Here is a 14,933-nt window from a genome sequence, read left to right on the forward strand (position 1 = left end):
GTTGAATCAGCTCAGCTCAGCAAGGGGAATCACTTCCGTGCATCCCGTAGCCCGCTGGGGGAGGTGTCGCGCGCAGCGCGACGGAGGGGGCGCTACTGAAGGAGTCGTAGTCCCCCTCACCTGGCCAAGCGGCCGGGAGCTCCCCCAGCGGGGGAGCATCTGGGCTGGACCAGCGACACTGAACATTGTCCGCCCGCCTCTGGCGGCCTAGCTTGACGACCATGAAAACGGTCGCCTCCGCCTTGCTCGCTACGCTTGTCTCCACCTCGGCCCTGGCCGCGCCGCGCGAAGAGGCCCGGACGCTCGCGGGCCTTGAAAAGCCGGCGGAGATCCGCGTCGACCGCTGGGGCATCGCCCACATCTATGCGGGCGACGTGCGCGACGCCTTTTTCCTGCAGGGCTACAACGTCGCCGGCGACCGGCTCTGGCAGATCGACCTGTGGCGCAAGCGCGGCCTAGGGCTGCTCGCCAAGGATTTCGGGCCGTCCTATGTGGCCCAGGACCGCGCCGCCCGCCTGTTCCTCTATCGCGGCGACATGGACCGCGAGTGGGCCGCCTACGGCCCCGGCGCCAAGGACAACACCGAGGCCTTCGTCGCCGGCGTGAACGCCTATGTGACCGAGATCCGCAGCGGCAAGCGGCCGTTGCCGGCGGAGTTCAAACTGGCCGGCTCGACGCCCGATCTCTGGAGCGCGCAGGACGTCGTGCGCATCCGCAGCCACGGCCTGACCCGCAATGTCCCCAACGAGGTCGGCCGAGCCAAGATCGCCTGCGCGGCCGGCCTGGAGGCCGCCAAGCTCTATCGCCACATCGAGCCGAAGTGGGAGACCAAGATCCCCGAGGGCCTCGACCCCTGCGGCATCCCCGATGACGTGCTGGCCGACTATCAACTGGCCACCAGCGGCGTGAAGTTCACGGGGGCGGGCCCCAAGACCGCCATGCTGGAGATCCCGCCCGACGCGATCGGCTCCAACAACTGGACGGTGGCCGCCAGCCGCACCGCCACCGGCCGGCCGATCCTGGCCAACGACCCGCACCGCGAGCACAGCGCGCCGTCGCTGCGCTACATCGTCCATATGGAGGCGCCGGGCTTCTCAGTGATCGGCGCGGGCGAACCCGCCCTGCCCGGTGTTTCGATCGGCCACAACGGAACCGTGGCCTTCGGCCTGACCATCTTCCCCGCCGACCAGGAAGACCTCTACGTCTACGAGACCGACGCCAAGTCGCCGACGCGCTATCGCTACGACGGCGGCTGGGCCGACATGACGACCGTGACCGAGGACATCGCGGTCAAGGGCGAGGCCGTTCCGCGCAAGGTCGAGCTGGCCTTCACCCGTCATGGCCCGGTGATCTACGCCGTCCCCGCCAAGGGCCGCGCCTTCGCGGTGCGCAGCGTCTGGGCCGAGCCTGGGACGTCGGCCTATTTCGGCTCCATGGGCTACATGACCGCCAAGACCTGGGAGGGCTTCAAGGGCGCGCTGGCCGACTGGGGCGCGCCGTCCGAGAACCAGGTCTATGCCGACACCAAGGGCGACATCGGCTGGGTCGCGGCCGGCAAGGTCCCGCGCCGCGCCAACTGGGACGGCCTGCTGCCGGTCCCCGGCGACGGACGCTATGAGTGGAAGGGCTTCCTGAAACTCGACGAACTGCCCAGCGCCCATAACCCGGCCTCCGGCTGGTTCGCCTCGGCCAACCAGATGAACCTGCCCGCCGACTACCCCTACGCCGAACGCAAGGTCGGGTTCGAGTGGTCGAACCCCTCCCGCATGCAGCGGATCGCCGAGGTGCTGGCCGCCAAGCCCAAGCTGACCCTGGCCGACGCCAAGGCCCTGCAGACCGATCCCTACGACATCACCTCGCGCCGGATGCTGGCCCTGCTGGCGGGGGTCAAGACCACCGATCCCAAGCTCGCCTCGGCCCTGACGCTACTGCGCGGCTGGGATCATCGGACCGCGGCCGACAGCCCCGGCGCGGCGCTCTACGAGGTCTGGGTCACCAAGCACCTGGGCAAGGCGACGGTGGCCCGCGCCGTGCCGCAGGCCGCCCGCGCCGCCGTCGGTAACGGCGACCTGCCCGCCGTCATGGCCCTGCTGGAAGCCCCCGATGCGACTCTGGGCGCCGATCCGGCCAAGGCCCGCGACGAGGTGCTCACCGCCAGCCTGCTCGCCGCCTATGACGAGGTGGCCGCGCGCCTCGGTCCCCAGCCAAACACCTGGGCCTGGGGCAAGCTGCATCAGGCGCGCTTCGACCACGCCCTGAGCCCGCTCGCGCCGGCGCCGGACCGCGAGGCGATGTCGAGCGGGACCCTGCCGATGGCCGGAACCAGCCTGTCGCCGCTGGCCGCGACCTGGCGGCCGGACGACTACCGGGTCATCGCCGGCGCCTCGTTCCGCATGGTCCTGGACGTCGGCGCCTGGGACAACAGCGTCGCCATCAACACGCCCGGTCAGTCGGGCGGTCCCGGGAGCGCGCACTATCGCGACCTGTTCCCGATCTGGGCCAAGGGCGACTATGTGCCGCTGAGCTATTCGCGAAAGGCCGTGGAGGCGGCGACGGAGAGCGTGCTGAAGCTGACGCCCGCGCCCTGAGCGGGACACCTATCGGGGCTTCCAGATATCCTGGGGCTCGGCGGCATTGACATTGCCGGTCGCTCGCCGGAAAAACCGGCCGCCCGATTAGAGCGGCCGGAGCTGTATTCCGCTATGACCTATATCGTCATGGATGCTTGCATCAAATGTAAGTTCATGGACTGCGTGGAGGTGTGTCCCGTCGACTGCTTCTACGAGGGCGAGAACTTCCTGGTGATCAATCCGGACGAGTGCATCGACTGCGGCGTCTGCGAACCTGAGTGCCCGGTCGACGCCATCAAGCCCGACACCGAAGACGATCCCGATTCCAAGTGGTTGAAGATCAACACCGATTACGCCAAGGTCTGGCCGAACATCACGGTGAAGGGCGAACCGCCCGCCGACCGTGAAGAGTTCGAGCGCGAAGAAGGCAAATTCGAGAAGTACTTCAGCGAGAAGCCCGGTCGCGGCTCCTAGGCTCCCAGGTCACTCCGGGGGCAAGCCTTTCTTTCGGCTGATTTTTATGCTAATGTCGCCCTTGACGTGGTGATAGCGAGCACGCTCGCCCCGTCGTTTCTGCAGAAGAGCCGTCCCCGGCCAGTGTACGCCTTCAGTGGCGAAGGGTGTCCTAGAGGTCAATTCCGTTCCAACAGGGGTAAGCCGCCGCGCAGTTTTTGCGGATGGTGACCTTTGCGCTGTTGGAAAGTTATTAACGCCTCTTAACGGGTTCGGACGAGTCGAAAGGACTTGAGCGAATGAGCAAGAGCGGTCTGGAATTCTCCGTCGGCGACCATGTCGTCTATCCGGCCCATGGCGTGGGCCAGGTACAGGGGATCGAAACCCAGGAAGTCGCTGGCTATTCCCTCGAAGTTTACGTGATCACCTTTGACCACGAAAAGATGACCCTTCGCGTTCCGACCGCGAAAGCCCGCACCGCGGGCTTGCGCTCGCTGGCCGAAGGCAATGTCGTCAGCCAGGCGCTCACCACCCTGAAGGGCCGCGCCCGCGTGAAGCGCACCATGTGGTCGCGTCGCGCCCAGGAATACGAAGCCAAGATCAATTCCGGCGACCTGATCTCCATCGCCGAAGTGGTCCGCGACCTGCACCGCGCCGAGAACCAGCCGGAACAGTCCTATTCGGAGCGTCAGCTCTACGAATCGGCTCTGGACCGCATGGCTCGCGAAGTCGCCGCCATCGAGCGCATCGACCGCGACGCCGCCATCGGCATCCTCAACAAGAGCCTGATCAAGGCCGTCGCGGCCTAACCGCCCCGACAGTTTGAGCTTGAAACGCCCGGCCGCAAGGTCGGGCGTTTTCGTTTGAGAGACCGCGCCATGCCCCCGCCCATCACCTTCAGCGACCTGCTCAGCCGCGAGCGCGCCACAGCCTCCGCGCATGTCGCCTATGGCGAAGACGCCCTGCAGTTCGGCGAGCTCTGGCTGCCGGAGGGACCCGGACCGCATCCGGTGGCGATCCTGATCCACGGCGGCTGCTGGCTGGCCGAGCTGCCGGGCCTGGAGATGATGGACTACGCCGCCGAGGACCTGCGCCGCTCCGGCGTGGCGGTCTGGAATCTGGAGTATCGCCGCATCGGCCACGCCGGCGGCGGCTATCCCGGCACCTTCCTGGACGTGGCGCGCGGCGTCGACCACCTGCGCGCCCTGGCTGCGCCGTACGAACTGGACCTCGACCGGGTGGTGGTCTCGGGCCACTCGGCGGGCGGGCATCTCGCCGTCTGGACGCTGGCGAGAAGCAAGCTGCCGACGACCAGCCCGCTGCATTCAGCCACGCCCCTGGTCCTGCGCGGCGCCGTGGCCCTGGCCGGGATCATCGATCTGGCCGCCTATCACGCCGAGGGCCCCGACGAGTGCGGCGGCCCCGGCACGATCGACAGCCTGGTCGGCGCCGCCGACCGGAGCGGCGACGTCTATGCCGACACCTCTCCGCCCCGACTGCTGCCGCTCGGCGCGCGCCAGGTGGTGATCTCCGGCGACCTCGACCACATCGTGCCCAGCGCCTTCGGCCGGGCCTATGGCGCGGCGGCGGCCCAGGCCGGCGATCCCGTCGAAGTCATCGACATGCCCGGCTCCGGCCACTTCGAACTGATTGACCCGACCTCGCCCGACTGGCCGCAGATCAAGACCGAGATCGAGCGCCTGCTGGCCTAGGGGCGACCGACAGGATCGCCCACTGCCCGTGAGTCGGCCGCTTGACACTGACCGCCATGACGTTTGCATCGAACTGAGGAGGATCCCCCATGAGCGATAGCCGCATAAACGTAAGATACATGGTCGGTGACGTGCAGCAGGCGGTCGACTGGTACGTCGGCAATTTCGGCTTTGGCGTGCAGCTCAACGCATCGCCAGCCTTCGCGTCCGTGGAGCGCGGGCCGCTCAGACTGCTCCTGAGCGGCAGGGGCAGCTCCGCGGGCCGGCCGATGCCGGACGGCCGGCAGCCTGAACCCGGCGGGTGGAACCGCTTTCAACTCGTCGTCGAAGATCTCGGCGCCGAAGTCGAACGCCTGCGCGCCCAGGGCGTGAAGTTCCGCAATGAGATCCTCTCGGGTCCAGGCGGATCGCAAATCCTGGCGGAAGACCCCTCGGGTAACGTGGTCGAACTGTTTCAGCCTGCGGCGCGGGCCTAAGTCCCGAGCGGTCCGAACGCCTAGACCCGAACGAAGATCGGGCCCCAGAGGATCTGATAGCGACGGCTGTCCAGATGACGGCGAGGGCGGAGCTGATAGACGCCCGGGGTCAGCGCTTCATCCTGCGCCACGGCCAGCCGCGCCCGCTCGTCCAGGGGATCGGTCAGGGCGAAGCTCTCGATGCGCGGCGAGGCCTGGGCCAGGACGCTGGAAAGATCGGCCGCGCCCTCGATCTTGAACGGCAGCGGAGCCCCCAGATCGCCGTCCGGATGGGCGTAGAGCCCCACGGCGTAGGTCCGCTCGCCACGGGTGACGACACCAAAGCCGACCTGGGCGTGGTTGGGGCGCAGCAGGTTCAGCCAATGGGGCTCGCTCTTGCGCCAGATGCCCATCAGGTCGTCCGCGCTCGGCGGCGACGGCGCGCGGCGATAGGCGATGTTCTCGCTGGCCGAGCCGATCATCCGCCGCGCCAGCAGCCCGACCCGGTGGGTGGGGTCGAAGCCCTCGGGCGCCAGATGCTCCACATAGCCCCGCTGCGCCAGATCGGCGGCGTGGGCGCGGGCGGTCAAGGCCAGCTCATTGGACCAGCCACAGGCCGCCGCGCCGCTCGACGCCCTGGCGCCGTTGGTCAGGGTGTGAAGCTGGCGTTCGGTGACCTGCTCGAAACGGCCGCCGCCGGCGTCCGCCAGACGGTCGCGAAGCCGCGCCTCATAGGAAAGCCAGCCCGCGGTGTCGCCGCCGGCGGGCATGGCCAGGGCCGGCAAGGCGACCAGACCGCCGATCCCCGCAAGCAGGGCGCGTCGCGGCAGTCCGCTGGCGTTTCGGAAGGGCTTGGTCGGCGGCATCCGGCGTCCCGTCAGGCCGTGATCTTGGCGCGCCCCGGCCTCAAGCGGCTGGGCCACCGGCAGGAGCTGACCCTGGTCTAGCGGCATATGGATTAACGGAGCGTCAGGACAACAAGCACTTGGCTTGGCCGCCGGCCGGTCAATCCGGCTCGGCGACCGGCGCGCGGCCAGGCGCGGCGATGATGTCTGGCCCCTTGGCCAGTTCGAAGGCCAGTTTCTCGCGGTCCAGATCGCCCTCCCAGCGGGCCACCACGATCGTCGCCACGCCGTTGCCGACCAGGTTGGTCAAGGCTCGGCACTCGCTCATGAACCTGTCCACCCCGACCAGCAGGGCGAGCGAGGCGATGGGGATGTCGGGCACCACCGCCAAGGTGGCCGCCAGGGTGATGAACCCCGCCCCGGTCACGCCGCTGGCCCCCTTGGAGGTCAGCATGGCCACGGCCAGCAGGGTCAGTTCCTGGGTCAGCGACAGGTCGATATTGGTGGCCTGGGCGAGGAACAGCGTCGCCAGCGTCATGTAGATGTTGGTGCCGTCCAGATTGAACGAATAGCCGGTGGGGATGACCAGGCCGGTGGTGGTCTTGCCCGCGCCCAGCCGCTGCATCTTCTCCATCATCTGCGGCAGCACCGATTCCGACGACGAGGTGCCAAGCACGATCAGCAGCTCCTCGCGGATGTAGGCCAGGAACTTGAAGATCGAGAACCCGGCCAGCAGCGCGATCAGCCCCAGCACCAGGATCACGAACAGCAGCGAGGTCGCGTAGAAGGTGGCGACCAGCGCCCCCAGCTTGATCAGGGCCGCCAGGCCGTACTTGCCGATGGTGAAACCCATCGCGCCGAACGCGCCGATCGGCGCCAGCTTCACGACGATCTGGATGATCGAGAAGAAGACCTTCGAGACGTCTTCCAGGACGCCGGCCACCTTATCGCCGAAGTCGCCCAGCCGCGAGCAGGCGAAGCCGGTGATGATGGCGATGACCAGCACCTGCAGCAGCGCGCCCTCGGCGAAGGCGCCGAAGAAGGCGTCGGGGATCAGGCTGAGCAGATAGTCCGGCAGGCTCTGGTGATGGGCGGCCTTCTCGACGTAGCCGGCGGCGATCGACGGATCGAGGGTGGCCGGATCGATGTTGAAGCCCTTGCCCGGCTTCACCAGGTTGCCGACCACCAGACCGATCACCAGGGCGAAGGTGGAGACCACCTCGAAATAGAGCAGGGTCTTGGCGCCCAGCCGGCCGAAGGCCTTGATGTCGCTCATCCGGGCGATGCCGGCGACGATGGTGCAGAAGATCACCGGCGCGATGGCCATCTTGATCAGCTTGATGAAGCCGTCGCCCAGCGGCTTCAGCGCCACCCCGACCTCGGGCCAGATCGCCCCCACGGCGATGCCGAGCGCGATGCCCACCAGCACCTGCACATACAGCAGGCGGAAAATACGAAAGAACGCCATCCACTATCCCCGATCGCAGCCATTCCAACCTGGACGGCATTGCGCTATCACCCCCACCGGTCGGCCCGGTAGCTCAGCAGGATAGAGCAGCGCTTTCCTAAAGCGAAGGTCGGGGGTTCGAGTCCCTTCCGGGCCGCCAATCAACCAGCTGATTTATATCAGCATTCTGGATTCTACCTTTGGCCATTCGCTCGGCCAAGTGGAAATAGGTTCCAAATAGGTCACAGCGCGACGAGTCGAGGTCCTCCCACCCACAGGATTCGCGCAGGTCGTTGCTGCGCTCTCCATGCGGTTTCAGCGTTAGCAGTGCGGGTTGGTGGATTGCCTATCGCACGCTGTTCGGACCTCAGGCATTCACGTCGACGACCGTGCGGCCCCGAACCGACCCTGCGAAAATCCGGGCCACGACCTCGGGGATATCCGCCAGACCAACGACGCTTGTCGTCCGGCCAAGCTTCTCGAGGTCCAGGTCTCGGGCCAGACGCGACCACGCCTCCAAACGGATGGACTGGGGCGCGTTGACCGAGTCGATGCCCGCCAGGGTTATGTTGCGCAGGATGAACGGAAGGACGGTCGCGGGCAGATCGACCCCCTGCGCCAGTCCGCATGCTGCGACAACACCGCGGTATTGGGTCTGCGCGAGAACGTTCGCGAGGGTATGGCTGCCGACCGAGTCGATCGCGCCCGCCCACCGTTCTGCGCCTAGCGGCCCGCTCGGCTCGGAAAGCGTGCGCCGGTCGATAACCTCGGCGGCGCCGAGCGCGCGCAGGTAATCGCCTTCCTCTAGACGGCCCGTCGAGGCCACGACGCGATACCCAAGGCCAGACAGCAAGGCGATCGCCACCGATCCCACGCCGCCGCTCGCGCCCGTGACGAGGATGTCGCCGCGCGCCGGCGCCAGACCGCCGTGTTCCAGGGCGAGCACGCTCAGCATCGCCGTGTAGCCGGCCGTACCAATCGCCATCGCGTCCTTCGTTGAGAACGGCGTGGGGATCTTGACCAGCCAGTCGCCGCTCAGGCGCGCCTTCTGCGCATAACCGCCATGATGCGTCTGGCTCAGGCCCCAGCTGTTGGCGACCACTTTGTCGCCGACCGCTATCCCGGGGTAGGATGACGCCTCCACGGTCCCGGCCAGATCGATGCCAGGGACGAGCGGGAACTGCTTGATGATTCCACCCCGACCGCTGACGGCCAGCGCGTCCTTGTAGTTGACCGTCGAGTATTCGACCGCGACCGTGACGTCGCCAGCCATCAGGTCTTGCTCATCCATAGCGATGACGCTCGTCGAAACCGCATCCCCGGTTTGCGTGGCCACAAGAGCTTTGAAGGTCATTATCTCGTTCCTGACTGATGTCTTCTGATGTCGTTTCCGGCCCTGTCTCAGGACGCCGGGCGATAGCGCCGCGCCGGTTGGGTCTGGCGGAACTCGGGCAACATCGCCTGACGGGCGGCCTGGAAGGCGGCCCACAGGCTCTCATCGTGGAGGGGCGGAATGGTCACCGCCTCCCGACGATCAAAGCCGACCAGGGCGGCGTCCACCAGATCTTCCACATCCATCATGGGCGGGAGCTTTGCGGGGTCGGAGTTTCCCCAGATCTCCGTCTTGGTCGCGGCGGGCAAGACGGCCTGGACGTAGACCCCCTTCGGACCCAATTCGACGCTGAGGCTCTGCGACAAGAACAGGACGAAGGCCTTCGTTGCGCCATAGACTGACGAACCCAACTCGGGGGCCAAACCGACGACCGAGCCGATGTTGATGATTGCGCCCTCGCCGGCCTGAACGAAACGTGGGGAGACAGCGCTGGCAAGGCGGACCAGCGACGTGGTGTTGAGCGCGACAAGTCGGGCCACATCCTCGATCGGCTGATCGACGAAACCGCCCGCCAGCGCCGCGCCGGCGTTGTTGACCAGCGTGCCGATGCTGGCGTCCTCGCGCAGCCGCGCCTCCACGACGGCGAGGTCAGGGCCCTGCGTGAGGTCCGCCGGCAGGACGTCCACCGCGACACCCGTCTCCTCCGTCAATCGCGCGGCCAGGGTTTCCAACCGCGCCTTGTTGCGCGCGACCAGCACGAGGTCATGGCCGCGGCGGGCGAAACGATCAGCGTAGGTGGCGCCGATGCCGCTCGAGGCGCCGGTGATGAGGACGGAAGACTTGCCGGTCATGTGAGTTCTTTCTCGTCTCGTGAAACAGGTGCGGTTGGCGAAGGTCCCGGCGGCGAAGCCGTCACCATTTCTCGACCCATGGCCGCAGGACCACCTCGAACGCCCAGGTCGACCGATGCTGACGATGAAGCTGGAGGTAGGTCTCGGCGATGTGGTCCGGGTGGGCCATGTTGTCGTCGACGGTGGTCCCCGCCAGCCGGTGGGCGCGGGAACCGTCGTCCTGAGCAAAACCGATCGCGGCGTCGATCGGCACATTGGCGACGTGGATGCCGTGCGGCATCAGCTCTCTCGCCAGGCTCTGCGCGAGCCCGGTCTTCGCCTGACAGGCCATGGCGAAGGCCGCGCTCAGGGCGAAGCCCTTCAAGGACGCGCTGGCGTTGGTGAAAATGATCGTCCCCCTCACGCCGTTGGCGTCCGGCGGGTTGTCGAGCATCAATCGCGCCGCCGACTGGCCGACGAGAAACGCGCTGAACGCCGCGTTCTGGAGGGTCTCAAGCGCCATGACCGGATCCGCCTCTACGATCCCCTTGCGCAAGATCCCCGCGACCCGGCCGTCGATGTTGTGCACGACCAGCCTCGGCGCGCCGAGATCGTCCACGACCTTCCGAAAGAGCGTCTCGACATCCTCCGGGCGGGCGGCGTCGCACGCGTAGCGGGCCACGCCATGACTGTCCTCCAGGGCCTGCAGCACCGGCTTGTCCGGAGACCTCGCGGCGACCGCGACACGCATCCCGCTTTGCGAAAACAGCCGGGCGCAGCTCGCGCTGACGCCCGGACCACCGCCCACGATCAGCGCGACCTCGCCAGCCGTTGAGTGTTGATCCGACGTGGACATGTCCGGCTCCGGGTTTGGAGGTTGCGAAAGGTTGCACACGCCTGCGCCGCCGCTTGCCAGCAGGGTCGAGGCTTGTTACTCTTATTATGAGAGTTAATAAGGAGTGTCAAATGAAGGCGAAATCTTTCGCAGGCATGCGCTGCTCGGTCGCCGGTGCGCTGGAGATGATCGGGGACCGTTGGACGCTGTTGCTCCTGCGGGACCTGGGCATGGGCCTTTCGCGTTTCGACGAGTTCCAGTCGAGCACGGGGATTGCCAACACCACCCTCGCGACCCGTCTCAGGAACCTCGAACGTAACGGCATCATCGCGCGGACACGCTATCTCGAGCGGCCGCCGCGCGACGCCTATCATCTCACCGACAAGGGGCGCGATTTCTGGAAGGTCCTTGCGGCGCTCCGGGAATGGGGGGACCGATGGGACGCCTCGGGGTTCGGCGCGCCGCCTATTGAAGTGGTCGACAAGGACACCGATCGCAAACTTCGGCTGGCCTTGGTCGATCCGCAGACGGGTAAAGCCGTGGGCGGCGACCGCATCAGGTATCGCCCTGGGCCCGGCGCGGACGATAGCGTGCGCGCGCTTCTGCAACGCGCCACCGTTGGAGGCGCGTCATGAGCGACGCCGCAGCAAAGCCCCTGGCGCTCGTTACTGGAGTGGGGCCCGGAACAGGCGCCTCACTGGTCAGGCGCTTCACTGAAGGCGGCTACCGCGTCGCCATGATCGCGCGGGACGTCGAACGTCTCGCCGCCCTCGAAGCCGAAATCCCGGATGCGTTCGCGGCGCCCTGCGACGTGACGGACCGCGCCGCGCTGCAAGACGTGATCCAGAGGGTCGGGCCGCCGAAAGTGGTCGTACACAACGCGGTCGGCGGCGCCTTCGGCAAGTTCATCGAGACCGACCCGGCCACGCTGCAACGCAATTTCGAAATCAACACCACGGCGCTGCTTCATCTGGCGCAATTGACCACTCCAGCGATGATCGCCGCCGGAGGCGGCGCGCTGATCGTCACGGGCAACACCTCGGCGCTGCGAGGCAAGCCCAACTTCGCCGGGTTCGCGCCGACCAAGGCCGCCCAGCGCATCCTCGCGGAATCGCTGGCGCGCGACCTTGGCCCTCAAGGCGTACACGTGGCCTACCTGATCATCGACGCCGTTATCGACGTGGCCTGGGCGCGCGAGCGGTTCAAGCAGGCGCCCGACGATTTCTTCATAAAGCCGGCCAGCATCGCCGCCGAGGTGTTCCACCTGGCGCACCAGCCGCGCGACGCCTGGTCTTTCCTCGCGGAGGTCCGACCGTTCGGCGAGGTGTGGTGACCCCCACCTCTCAGCGAACGCCTCAGTCAGAAAGTCTGCACATGTCACAGCAAAATTTCGCCAGCCTGATGTCGACCATCGAAGAGAGCGCGGGCTCATTTTCGGTGACCTTGCCCGACGACTGGCTACAGGGCCGCACGGCCTTCGGCGGCCTGTCGGCGGCGCTGTGCTGGGAGGCCGCCCAGCGGGTGGGCGACCTGCCGCCGCTGCGCTCGGCGCAGTTCGCGTTTGTGGGCCCGGCCGGCGGGCGGCTACGGATCGAGCCGACGCTTCTGCGAAGGGGGAAGTCCGCGGCCTTCTACAGCGTTGATCTCTTTGGAGACGATGCGCTCGCCGTTCGGGGCCTGCTGACGTTCGGCGCAAGTCGCGCCTCTAAGCTCGATCAAGTCAACTTGCCGGCGCCGGCCGTTCCGGGGTGGGACGATTGCCCAACCTTCTTCCAGCCGAATGACCGCCGCAGTTTCCTGCAGCACTTTGATAGCCGGTTCGCCGCAGGGGCCCGCCCCTTCACCGCCGGTGGTGAGCCGGAGATGATCGTGTGGCTTAAGCACCGGGGCACGGCGGAGTCCTTGAGCCTGGGGCCGCTTATAGCCCTGGCGGACGCCCTGCCGCCTGCGGCGATTGTAAACTTTGAGGTCGGCGGCGGTCCTATCAGCACCATGACATGGTCGATCGAGGTGCTTTCCGAGGCGCCTCACAGCGCGTCGGGCTGGTGGCTCGTTCGCACCACGGCGCAAACTGCAGTCAACGGCTACTCGGCGCAGGACATGACCGTCTGGGATGATGTGGGCTCTCCCGTGATGGCGATGCGCCAGACCGTCGCAATTTTCACCTGAGCTTCAACGGCGGCGAGCCATCTCGTTGTAGCCCGAGATGATTATCATCCAGGGCGGTGCGGGCTAGCGACTGAGGTTGGCTGACCGACCCGCGGGGCCCGCCAAGACGGCGCCGTGCTCCGAGATAGACACAGTGACCGCCCGGCCGAGTTCAGGCGGCGCCTGACCTAGCTTCAGGCGAGCGTAGTACTCGACACCTGCGCCGTCTCGCAAAACCACGTAGGGCGACCCGCCCAACTCATCGTGGAATCCACTGCGGACGATCTCGCCTTTCACGGCCGCAGCCCCAAGCTCTCGTATGTCGACCGCCCCGGCGAGGCGCCGCTCATTGAGTGTACGGATGATGTCGGAACGGAGCTGCAAGCTACGCAGCTTCTGCTCAAGATCGGGCGCTAGCTGGTACCTATCGCCCAGTCGCACCGCGAGCCCGATGAGCTCCAGATGTCGAAGCCTTCCCCTCGACAGCGCCGCCCAAGGCCCCCGACCGACCCCATCGGCCACCGTGCCATCGCCGCTCCGGCTCTCCACCAGCCGACGATCAAAGCTCGTGAACCGGTTCGCTTCGGTCTCTCGCCAGATCCGCTTCTCGGCGTCATGACGGCTCAAGTCGCCCAGCCGCTCCTGCGCCACCTCCTGAGCCCGGGCGCGGATGCCGTAGCCGACATAGGCCCGCGGGATGACGAGGTCGCGCCCGTCCCCTCGGCGCCCGCGGACCAGCACATGGGCGTGGGGCTGGTCGGTGTCGAAGTGAGCCGTGGCGATCCAGGCCAGTTCAGGCTCGCCCAGGTCCTTCGCCACCCGTCCCATCACCTCGCGGACATAGCCCGGAAAGTTCTCGATCCGGTCGCCATGCTCGGGTGAGAGCGCCTACCAGGCCGACGCGCTGTCGGCCGCGCCAGGCGGCGGCGCGGCGGGTCTGACCCAGCTGATGCCGCAGACCGCCCGCGAACTCGGGGTGCAGGATCGCTTCGATCCGACCGAAAACGTCTTCGGCGGCGCCCAGTACCTGGCCGCCCAGCTCCGCCGGTTCGGCGATGTGAGACTGGCCCTGGCCGCCTATAACGCCGGGCCCTCACGGGTGGCCCGCCTCGGCCGCGCGCCTGACTTTCCGGAGACCCGGGACTACGTCGTCAAGGTCGTGGATTGCTACCTCGCTCTCACCGCCGGGCGGACCATTCGAGCGGCGCGGGACTGCCGAACGGCGGAGCCGGCCCCATGACCGATGAAGCCCTAGGGGCCGTCCCCTCCGCAGACGGCGACGACGATCTGCTCACCCGCGCCGAGGCCTCGCAGTTCCTCCTGAGGTTCGGGGTGAGAATGAAGCCGACCACCCTGGCGCGGGTCTGGTCGACGGGCGGAGACGGGCCGCCTTGCATCCATGTTCGCCGGCGCCCGCTCTATCCGCGGGGCGTGCTGCGCGCCTGGGCCGAGCGCCAGTCGACGGGTCTGCGCGCCTCCGCTCGCGGGACGAGCGGCCAGGAGGGTTCGCCCCAATGAGCCAACAACACCTTCAAGACCCGCGCCCGAGCATCCGGGCCCTGCTCGCCGATCCCGGCGTGCGCGGGCCGCTCAAGGCGGTGCTGCGCGCCTGGACCGACCGCGACCCCCTGGATGCGGCGGAAGACGCTGGCCTGCTGGCCTTGGCCCTGGAGCGGCGAGTGGACGAGCACTTGGTCTGCGTCGCCGTGTTCGGCGCGAACGAGACGCAGGAGTAAAGCCGATGTTCGACAGCCAGGCCCTAGTCGCCCAGCCGCCCACCCACGAAGACCGCATCCTCCCCTGGCTTCGGGTTCGTGACATCGCCGGCATCAGTCGGACCACGGCCTGGCGCCTGCAGAACATCGGCGACTTCCCACGTCCGGTCATGCTCTCGCCAGGCCGCGTAGGCTGGCGTGAGAGCGACGTGCGGGCCTGGCGCGCCTCGCGCGTTCCCCGTGGCCAGCCTGCGCCCGCGCCGCTGTTCGAACCGTGCTCGTCGCCCCCCCCGAAGGCGGCTTGGACGGCGAAGACGGAGGCCTCCTGTACAGCCCCGCCAATCGCTTCGGAAAGTCCAGTCCGCAAGCGCCAAGCCACGCGGCGCAAGCGCCCCGCAGCAGCCGACCAGCTCTCGTTCGACTTCTAGGGTTCGCCCGGCGCGCGCCGTGGGCCCTGCGTCTAGAACGCGTTCTGCCCGGTGATGGCGCGTCCGAGAATGAGGGCGTGGACGTCGTGGGCGCCTTCATAGGTGTTGACGGTCTCCAGGTTCGCGGCGTGTCGCATGACGTGATAGTCGCCGGAAATGCCG

General features: G+C 67.5%; 18 protein-coding genes and 1 tRNA gene. 13 read left to right on the forward strand and 6 right to left on the reverse strand.

The window, feature by feature from the left end; translation table 11 throughout:
• The first annotated feature begins 221 nt into the window (after positions 1 to 221).
• From ASE02_RS17185 to ASE02_RS17205, 5 genes are all read left to right on the forward strand, one after another.
• Positions 222 to 2,588, forward strand: coding sequence for a penicillin acylase family protein (locus ASE02_RS17185; RefSeq protein ID WP_056735769.1), 2,367 nt, complete (start codon positions 222 to 224; stop codon positions 2,586 to 2,588).
• A gap of 114 nt (positions 2,589 to 2,702) precedes the next feature.
• A complete protein-coding gene (fdxA, locus tag ASE02_RS17190) occupies positions 2,703 to 3,044 on the forward strand; it encodes a ferredoxin FdxA (protein ID WP_056735770.1) in 342 nt (113 codons plus the stop codon).
• Positions 3,045 to 3,322: 278 nt separating this feature from the next.
• Complete coding sequence (locus tag ASE02_RS17195; protein WP_056735771.1) at positions 3,323 to 3,832, forward strand: CarD family transcriptional regulator; 510 nt, start codon at positions 3,323 to 3,325, stop codon at positions 3,830 to 3,832.
• Positions 3,833 to 3,901: 69 nt separating this feature from the next.
• Positions 3,902 to 4,735, forward strand: a complete 834-nt coding sequence (locus ASE02_RS17200; protein ID WP_056735772.1) for an alpha/beta hydrolase — start codon at positions 3,902 to 3,904, stop codon at positions 4,733 to 4,735.
• A gap of 89 nt (positions 4,736 to 4,824) precedes the next feature.
• A complete protein-coding gene (locus tag ASE02_RS17205) occupies positions 4,825 to 5,211 on the forward strand; it encodes a VOC family protein (protein ID WP_056735773.1) in 387 nt (128 codons plus the stop codon).
• A 20-nt stretch (positions 5,212 to 5,231) separates the two neighbouring features.
• Here ASE02_RS17205 and ASE02_RS17210 read toward each other — a convergent pair whose 3' ends face one another.
• A complete protein-coding gene (locus tag ASE02_RS17210; protein WP_056735774.1) occupies positions 5,232 to 6,143 on the reverse strand; it encodes a CAP domain-containing protein in 912 nt (303 codons plus the stop codon).
• Positions 6,144 to 6,195: 52 nt separating this feature from the next.
• Positions 6,196 to 7,503: a dicarboxylate/amino acid:cation symporter gene (locus tag ASE02_RS17215; protein WP_056735775.1), complete on the reverse strand. Its 1,308-nt coding sequence runs from the start codon at positions 7,501 to 7,503 to the stop codon at positions 6,196 to 6,198.
• A gap of 62 nt (positions 7,504 to 7,565) precedes the next feature.
• Between ASE02_RS17215 and ASE02_RS17220 the strand changes: the two genes are divergently transcribed.
• Positions 7,566 to 7,642, forward strand: a tRNA-Arg gene (locus ASE02_RS17220).
• 207 nt (positions 7,643 to 7,849) lie between these two features.
• Here ASE02_RS17220 and ASE02_RS17225 read toward each other — a convergent pair.
• The 3 genes from ASE02_RS17225 to ASE02_RS17235 form a co-directional block, all read right to left on the reverse strand.
• On the reverse strand, positions 7,850 to 8,836 hold the full coding sequence (locus ASE02_RS17225; RefSeq protein ID WP_056735776.1) for an MDR family oxidoreductase: 987 nt from the start codon (positions 8,834 to 8,836) through the stop codon (positions 7,850 to 7,852).
• A gap of 47 nt (positions 8,837 to 8,883) precedes the next feature.
• Entirely contained in the window at positions 8,884 to 9,666 is a 783-nt protein-coding gene (locus tag ASE02_RS17230) for an SDR family oxidoreductase (protein ID WP_056735777.1), read from the reverse strand.
• Between the two features lie 61 nt (positions 9,667 to 9,727).
• Positions 9,728 to 10,501 (reverse strand): SDR family oxidoreductase, encoded by a 774-nt coding sequence (locus tag ASE02_RS17235; RefSeq protein WP_056735778.1) that lies wholly within the window; start codon positions 10,499 to 10,501, stop codon positions 9,728 to 9,730.
• A gap of 110 nt (positions 10,502 to 10,611) precedes the next feature.
• Here ASE02_RS17235 and ASE02_RS17240 point away from each other — a divergent pair, with 110 nt between their 5' ends.
• The 3 genes from ASE02_RS17240 to ASE02_RS17250 are packed head-to-tail and all read left to right on the forward strand — an operon-like array spanning position 10,612 to position 12,649.
• A complete protein-coding gene (locus ASE02_RS17240; protein ID WP_162257193.1) occupies positions 10,612 to 11,115 on the forward strand; it encodes a helix-turn-helix domain-containing protein in 504 nt (167 codons plus the stop codon).
• Complete coding sequence (locus tag ASE02_RS17245; RefSeq protein WP_056735780.1) at positions 11,112 to 11,813, forward strand: SDR family NAD(P)-dependent oxidoreductase; 702 nt, start codon at positions 11,112 to 11,114, stop codon at positions 11,811 to 11,813. The genes ASE02_RS17240 and ASE02_RS17245 overlap by 4 nt, the downstream gene beginning before the upstream one ends.
• 41 nt (positions 11,814 to 11,854) lie before the next feature.
• A complete protein-coding gene (locus tag ASE02_RS17250) occupies positions 11,855 to 12,649 on the forward strand; it encodes a thioesterase family protein (protein ID WP_056735781.1) in 795 nt (264 codons plus the stop codon).
• 63 nt (positions 12,650 to 12,712) lie between these two features.
• Here ASE02_RS17250 and ASE02_RS17255 read toward each other — a convergent pair whose 3' ends face one another.
• Positions 12,713 to 13,447: a DUF3363 domain-containing protein gene (locus ASE02_RS17255; protein WP_235536740.1), complete on the reverse strand. Its 735-nt coding sequence runs from the start codon at positions 13,445 to 13,447 to the stop codon at positions 12,713 to 12,715.
• 118 nt (positions 13,448 to 13,565) lie between these two features.
• On the opposite strand from ASE02_RS17255, the gene ASE02_RS17260 reads away from it, so the two are divergent.
• Genes ASE02_RS17260 through ASE02_RS17275 form a run of 4 tightly spaced genes read left to right on the forward strand, consistent with a single transcriptional unit; the run spans position 13,566 to position 14,771 of the window.
• The gene (locus ASE02_RS17260; RefSeq protein WP_235536747.1) at positions 13,566 to 13,868 is read left to right on the forward strand and encodes a lytic transglycosylase domain-containing protein; all 303 of its coding nucleotides are present in this window, start codon (positions 13,566 to 13,568) and stop codon (positions 13,866 to 13,868) included.
• Positions 13,865 to 14,146, forward strand: a complete 282-nt coding sequence (locus tag ASE02_RS17265; RefSeq protein ID WP_056735784.1) for a hypothetical protein — start codon at positions 13,865 to 13,867, stop codon at positions 14,144 to 14,146. Before ASE02_RS17260 ends, ASE02_RS17265 begins: the two co-directional genes overlap by 4 nt.
• On the forward strand, positions 14,143 to 14,364 hold the full coding sequence (locus tag ASE02_RS17270) for a hypothetical protein (protein ID WP_056735785.1): 222 nt from the start codon (positions 14,143 to 14,145) through the stop codon (positions 14,362 to 14,364). The genes ASE02_RS17265 and ASE02_RS17270 overlap by 4 nt, the downstream gene beginning before the upstream one ends.
• Positions 14,365 to 14,369: 5 nt before the next feature.
• Positions 14,370 to 14,771, forward strand: coding sequence for an AlpA family transcriptional regulator (locus ASE02_RS17275; RefSeq protein ID WP_056735786.1), 402 nt, complete (start codon positions 14,370 to 14,372; stop codon positions 14,769 to 14,771).
• Positions 14,772 to 14,933 lie beyond the last annotated feature (162 nt).

Source organism: Phenylobacterium sp. Root700 (genome assembly GCF_001429025.1).
In the GTDB taxonomy this organism is placed as follows: domain Bacteria; phylum Pseudomonadota; class Alphaproteobacteria; order Caulobacterales; family Caulobacteraceae; genus Phenylobacterium.

What these genes read in the sequence shown, in the direction of transcription:
- ASE02_RS17185 (WP_056735769.1), top strand. Translation starts at nt 222, where the DNA reads ATGAAAACGGTCGCCTCCGCCTTGCTCGCTACGCTTGTCTCCACCTCG.
- fdxA (WP_056735770.1), top strand. Translation starts at nt 2,703, where the DNA reads ATGACCTATATCGTCATGGATGCTTGCATCAAATGTAAGTTCATGGAC.
- ASE02_RS17195 (WP_056735771.1), top strand. Translation starts at nt 3,323, where the DNA reads ATGAGCAAGAGCGGTCTGGAATTCTCCGTCGGCGACCATGTCGTCTAT.
- ASE02_RS17200 (WP_056735772.1), top strand. Translation starts at nt 3,902, where the DNA reads ATGCCCCCGCCCATCACCTTCAGCGACCTGCTCAGCCGCGAGCGCGCC.
- ASE02_RS17205 (WP_056735773.1), top strand. Translation starts at nt 4,825, where the DNA reads ATGAGCGATAGCCGCATAAACGTAAGATACATGGTCGGTGACGTGCAG.
- ASE02_RS17210 (WP_056735774.1), bottom strand. Translation starts at nt 6,143, where the DNA reads ATGCCGCTAGACCAGGGTCAGCTCCTGCCGGTGGCCCAGCCGCTTGAG.
- ASE02_RS17215 (WP_056735775.1), bottom strand. Translation starts at nt 7,503, where the DNA reads ATGGCGTTCTTTCGTATTTTCCGCCTGCTGTATGTGCAGGTGCTGGTG.
- ASE02_RS17225 (WP_056735776.1), bottom strand. Translation starts at nt 8,836, where the DNA reads ATGACCTTCAAAGCTCTTGTGGCCACGCAAACCGGGGATGCGGTTTCG.
- ASE02_RS17230 (WP_056735777.1), bottom strand. Translation starts at nt 9,666, where the DNA reads ATGACCGGCAAGTCTTCCGTCCTCATCACCGGCGCCTCGAGCGGCATC.
- ASE02_RS17235 (WP_056735778.1), bottom strand. Translation starts at nt 10,501, where the DNA reads ATGTCCACGTCGGATCAACACTCAACGGCTGGCGAGGTCGCGCTGATC.
- ASE02_RS17240 (WP_162257193.1), top strand. Translation starts at nt 10,612, where the DNA reads ATGAAGGCGAAATCTTTCGCAGGCATGCGCTGCTCGGTCGCCGGTGCG.
- ASE02_RS17245 (WP_056735780.1), top strand. Translation starts at nt 11,112, where the DNA reads ATGAGCGACGCCGCAGCAAAGCCCCTGGCGCTCGTTACTGGAGTGGGG.
- ASE02_RS17250 (WP_056735781.1), top strand. Translation starts at nt 11,855, where the DNA reads ATGTCACAGCAAAATTTCGCCAGCCTGATGTCGACCATCGAAGAGAGC.
- ASE02_RS17265 (WP_056735784.1), top strand. Translation starts at nt 13,865, where the DNA reads ATGACCGATGAAGCCCTAGGGGCCGTCCCCTCCGCAGACGGCGACGAC.
- ASE02_RS17270 (WP_056735785.1), top strand. Translation starts at nt 14,143, where the DNA reads ATGAGCCAACAACACCTTCAAGACCCGCGCCCGAGCATCCGGGCCCTG.
- ASE02_RS17275 (WP_056735786.1), top strand. Translation starts at nt 14,370, where the DNA reads ATGTTCGACAGCCAGGCCCTAGTCGCCCAGCCGCCCACCCACGAAGAC.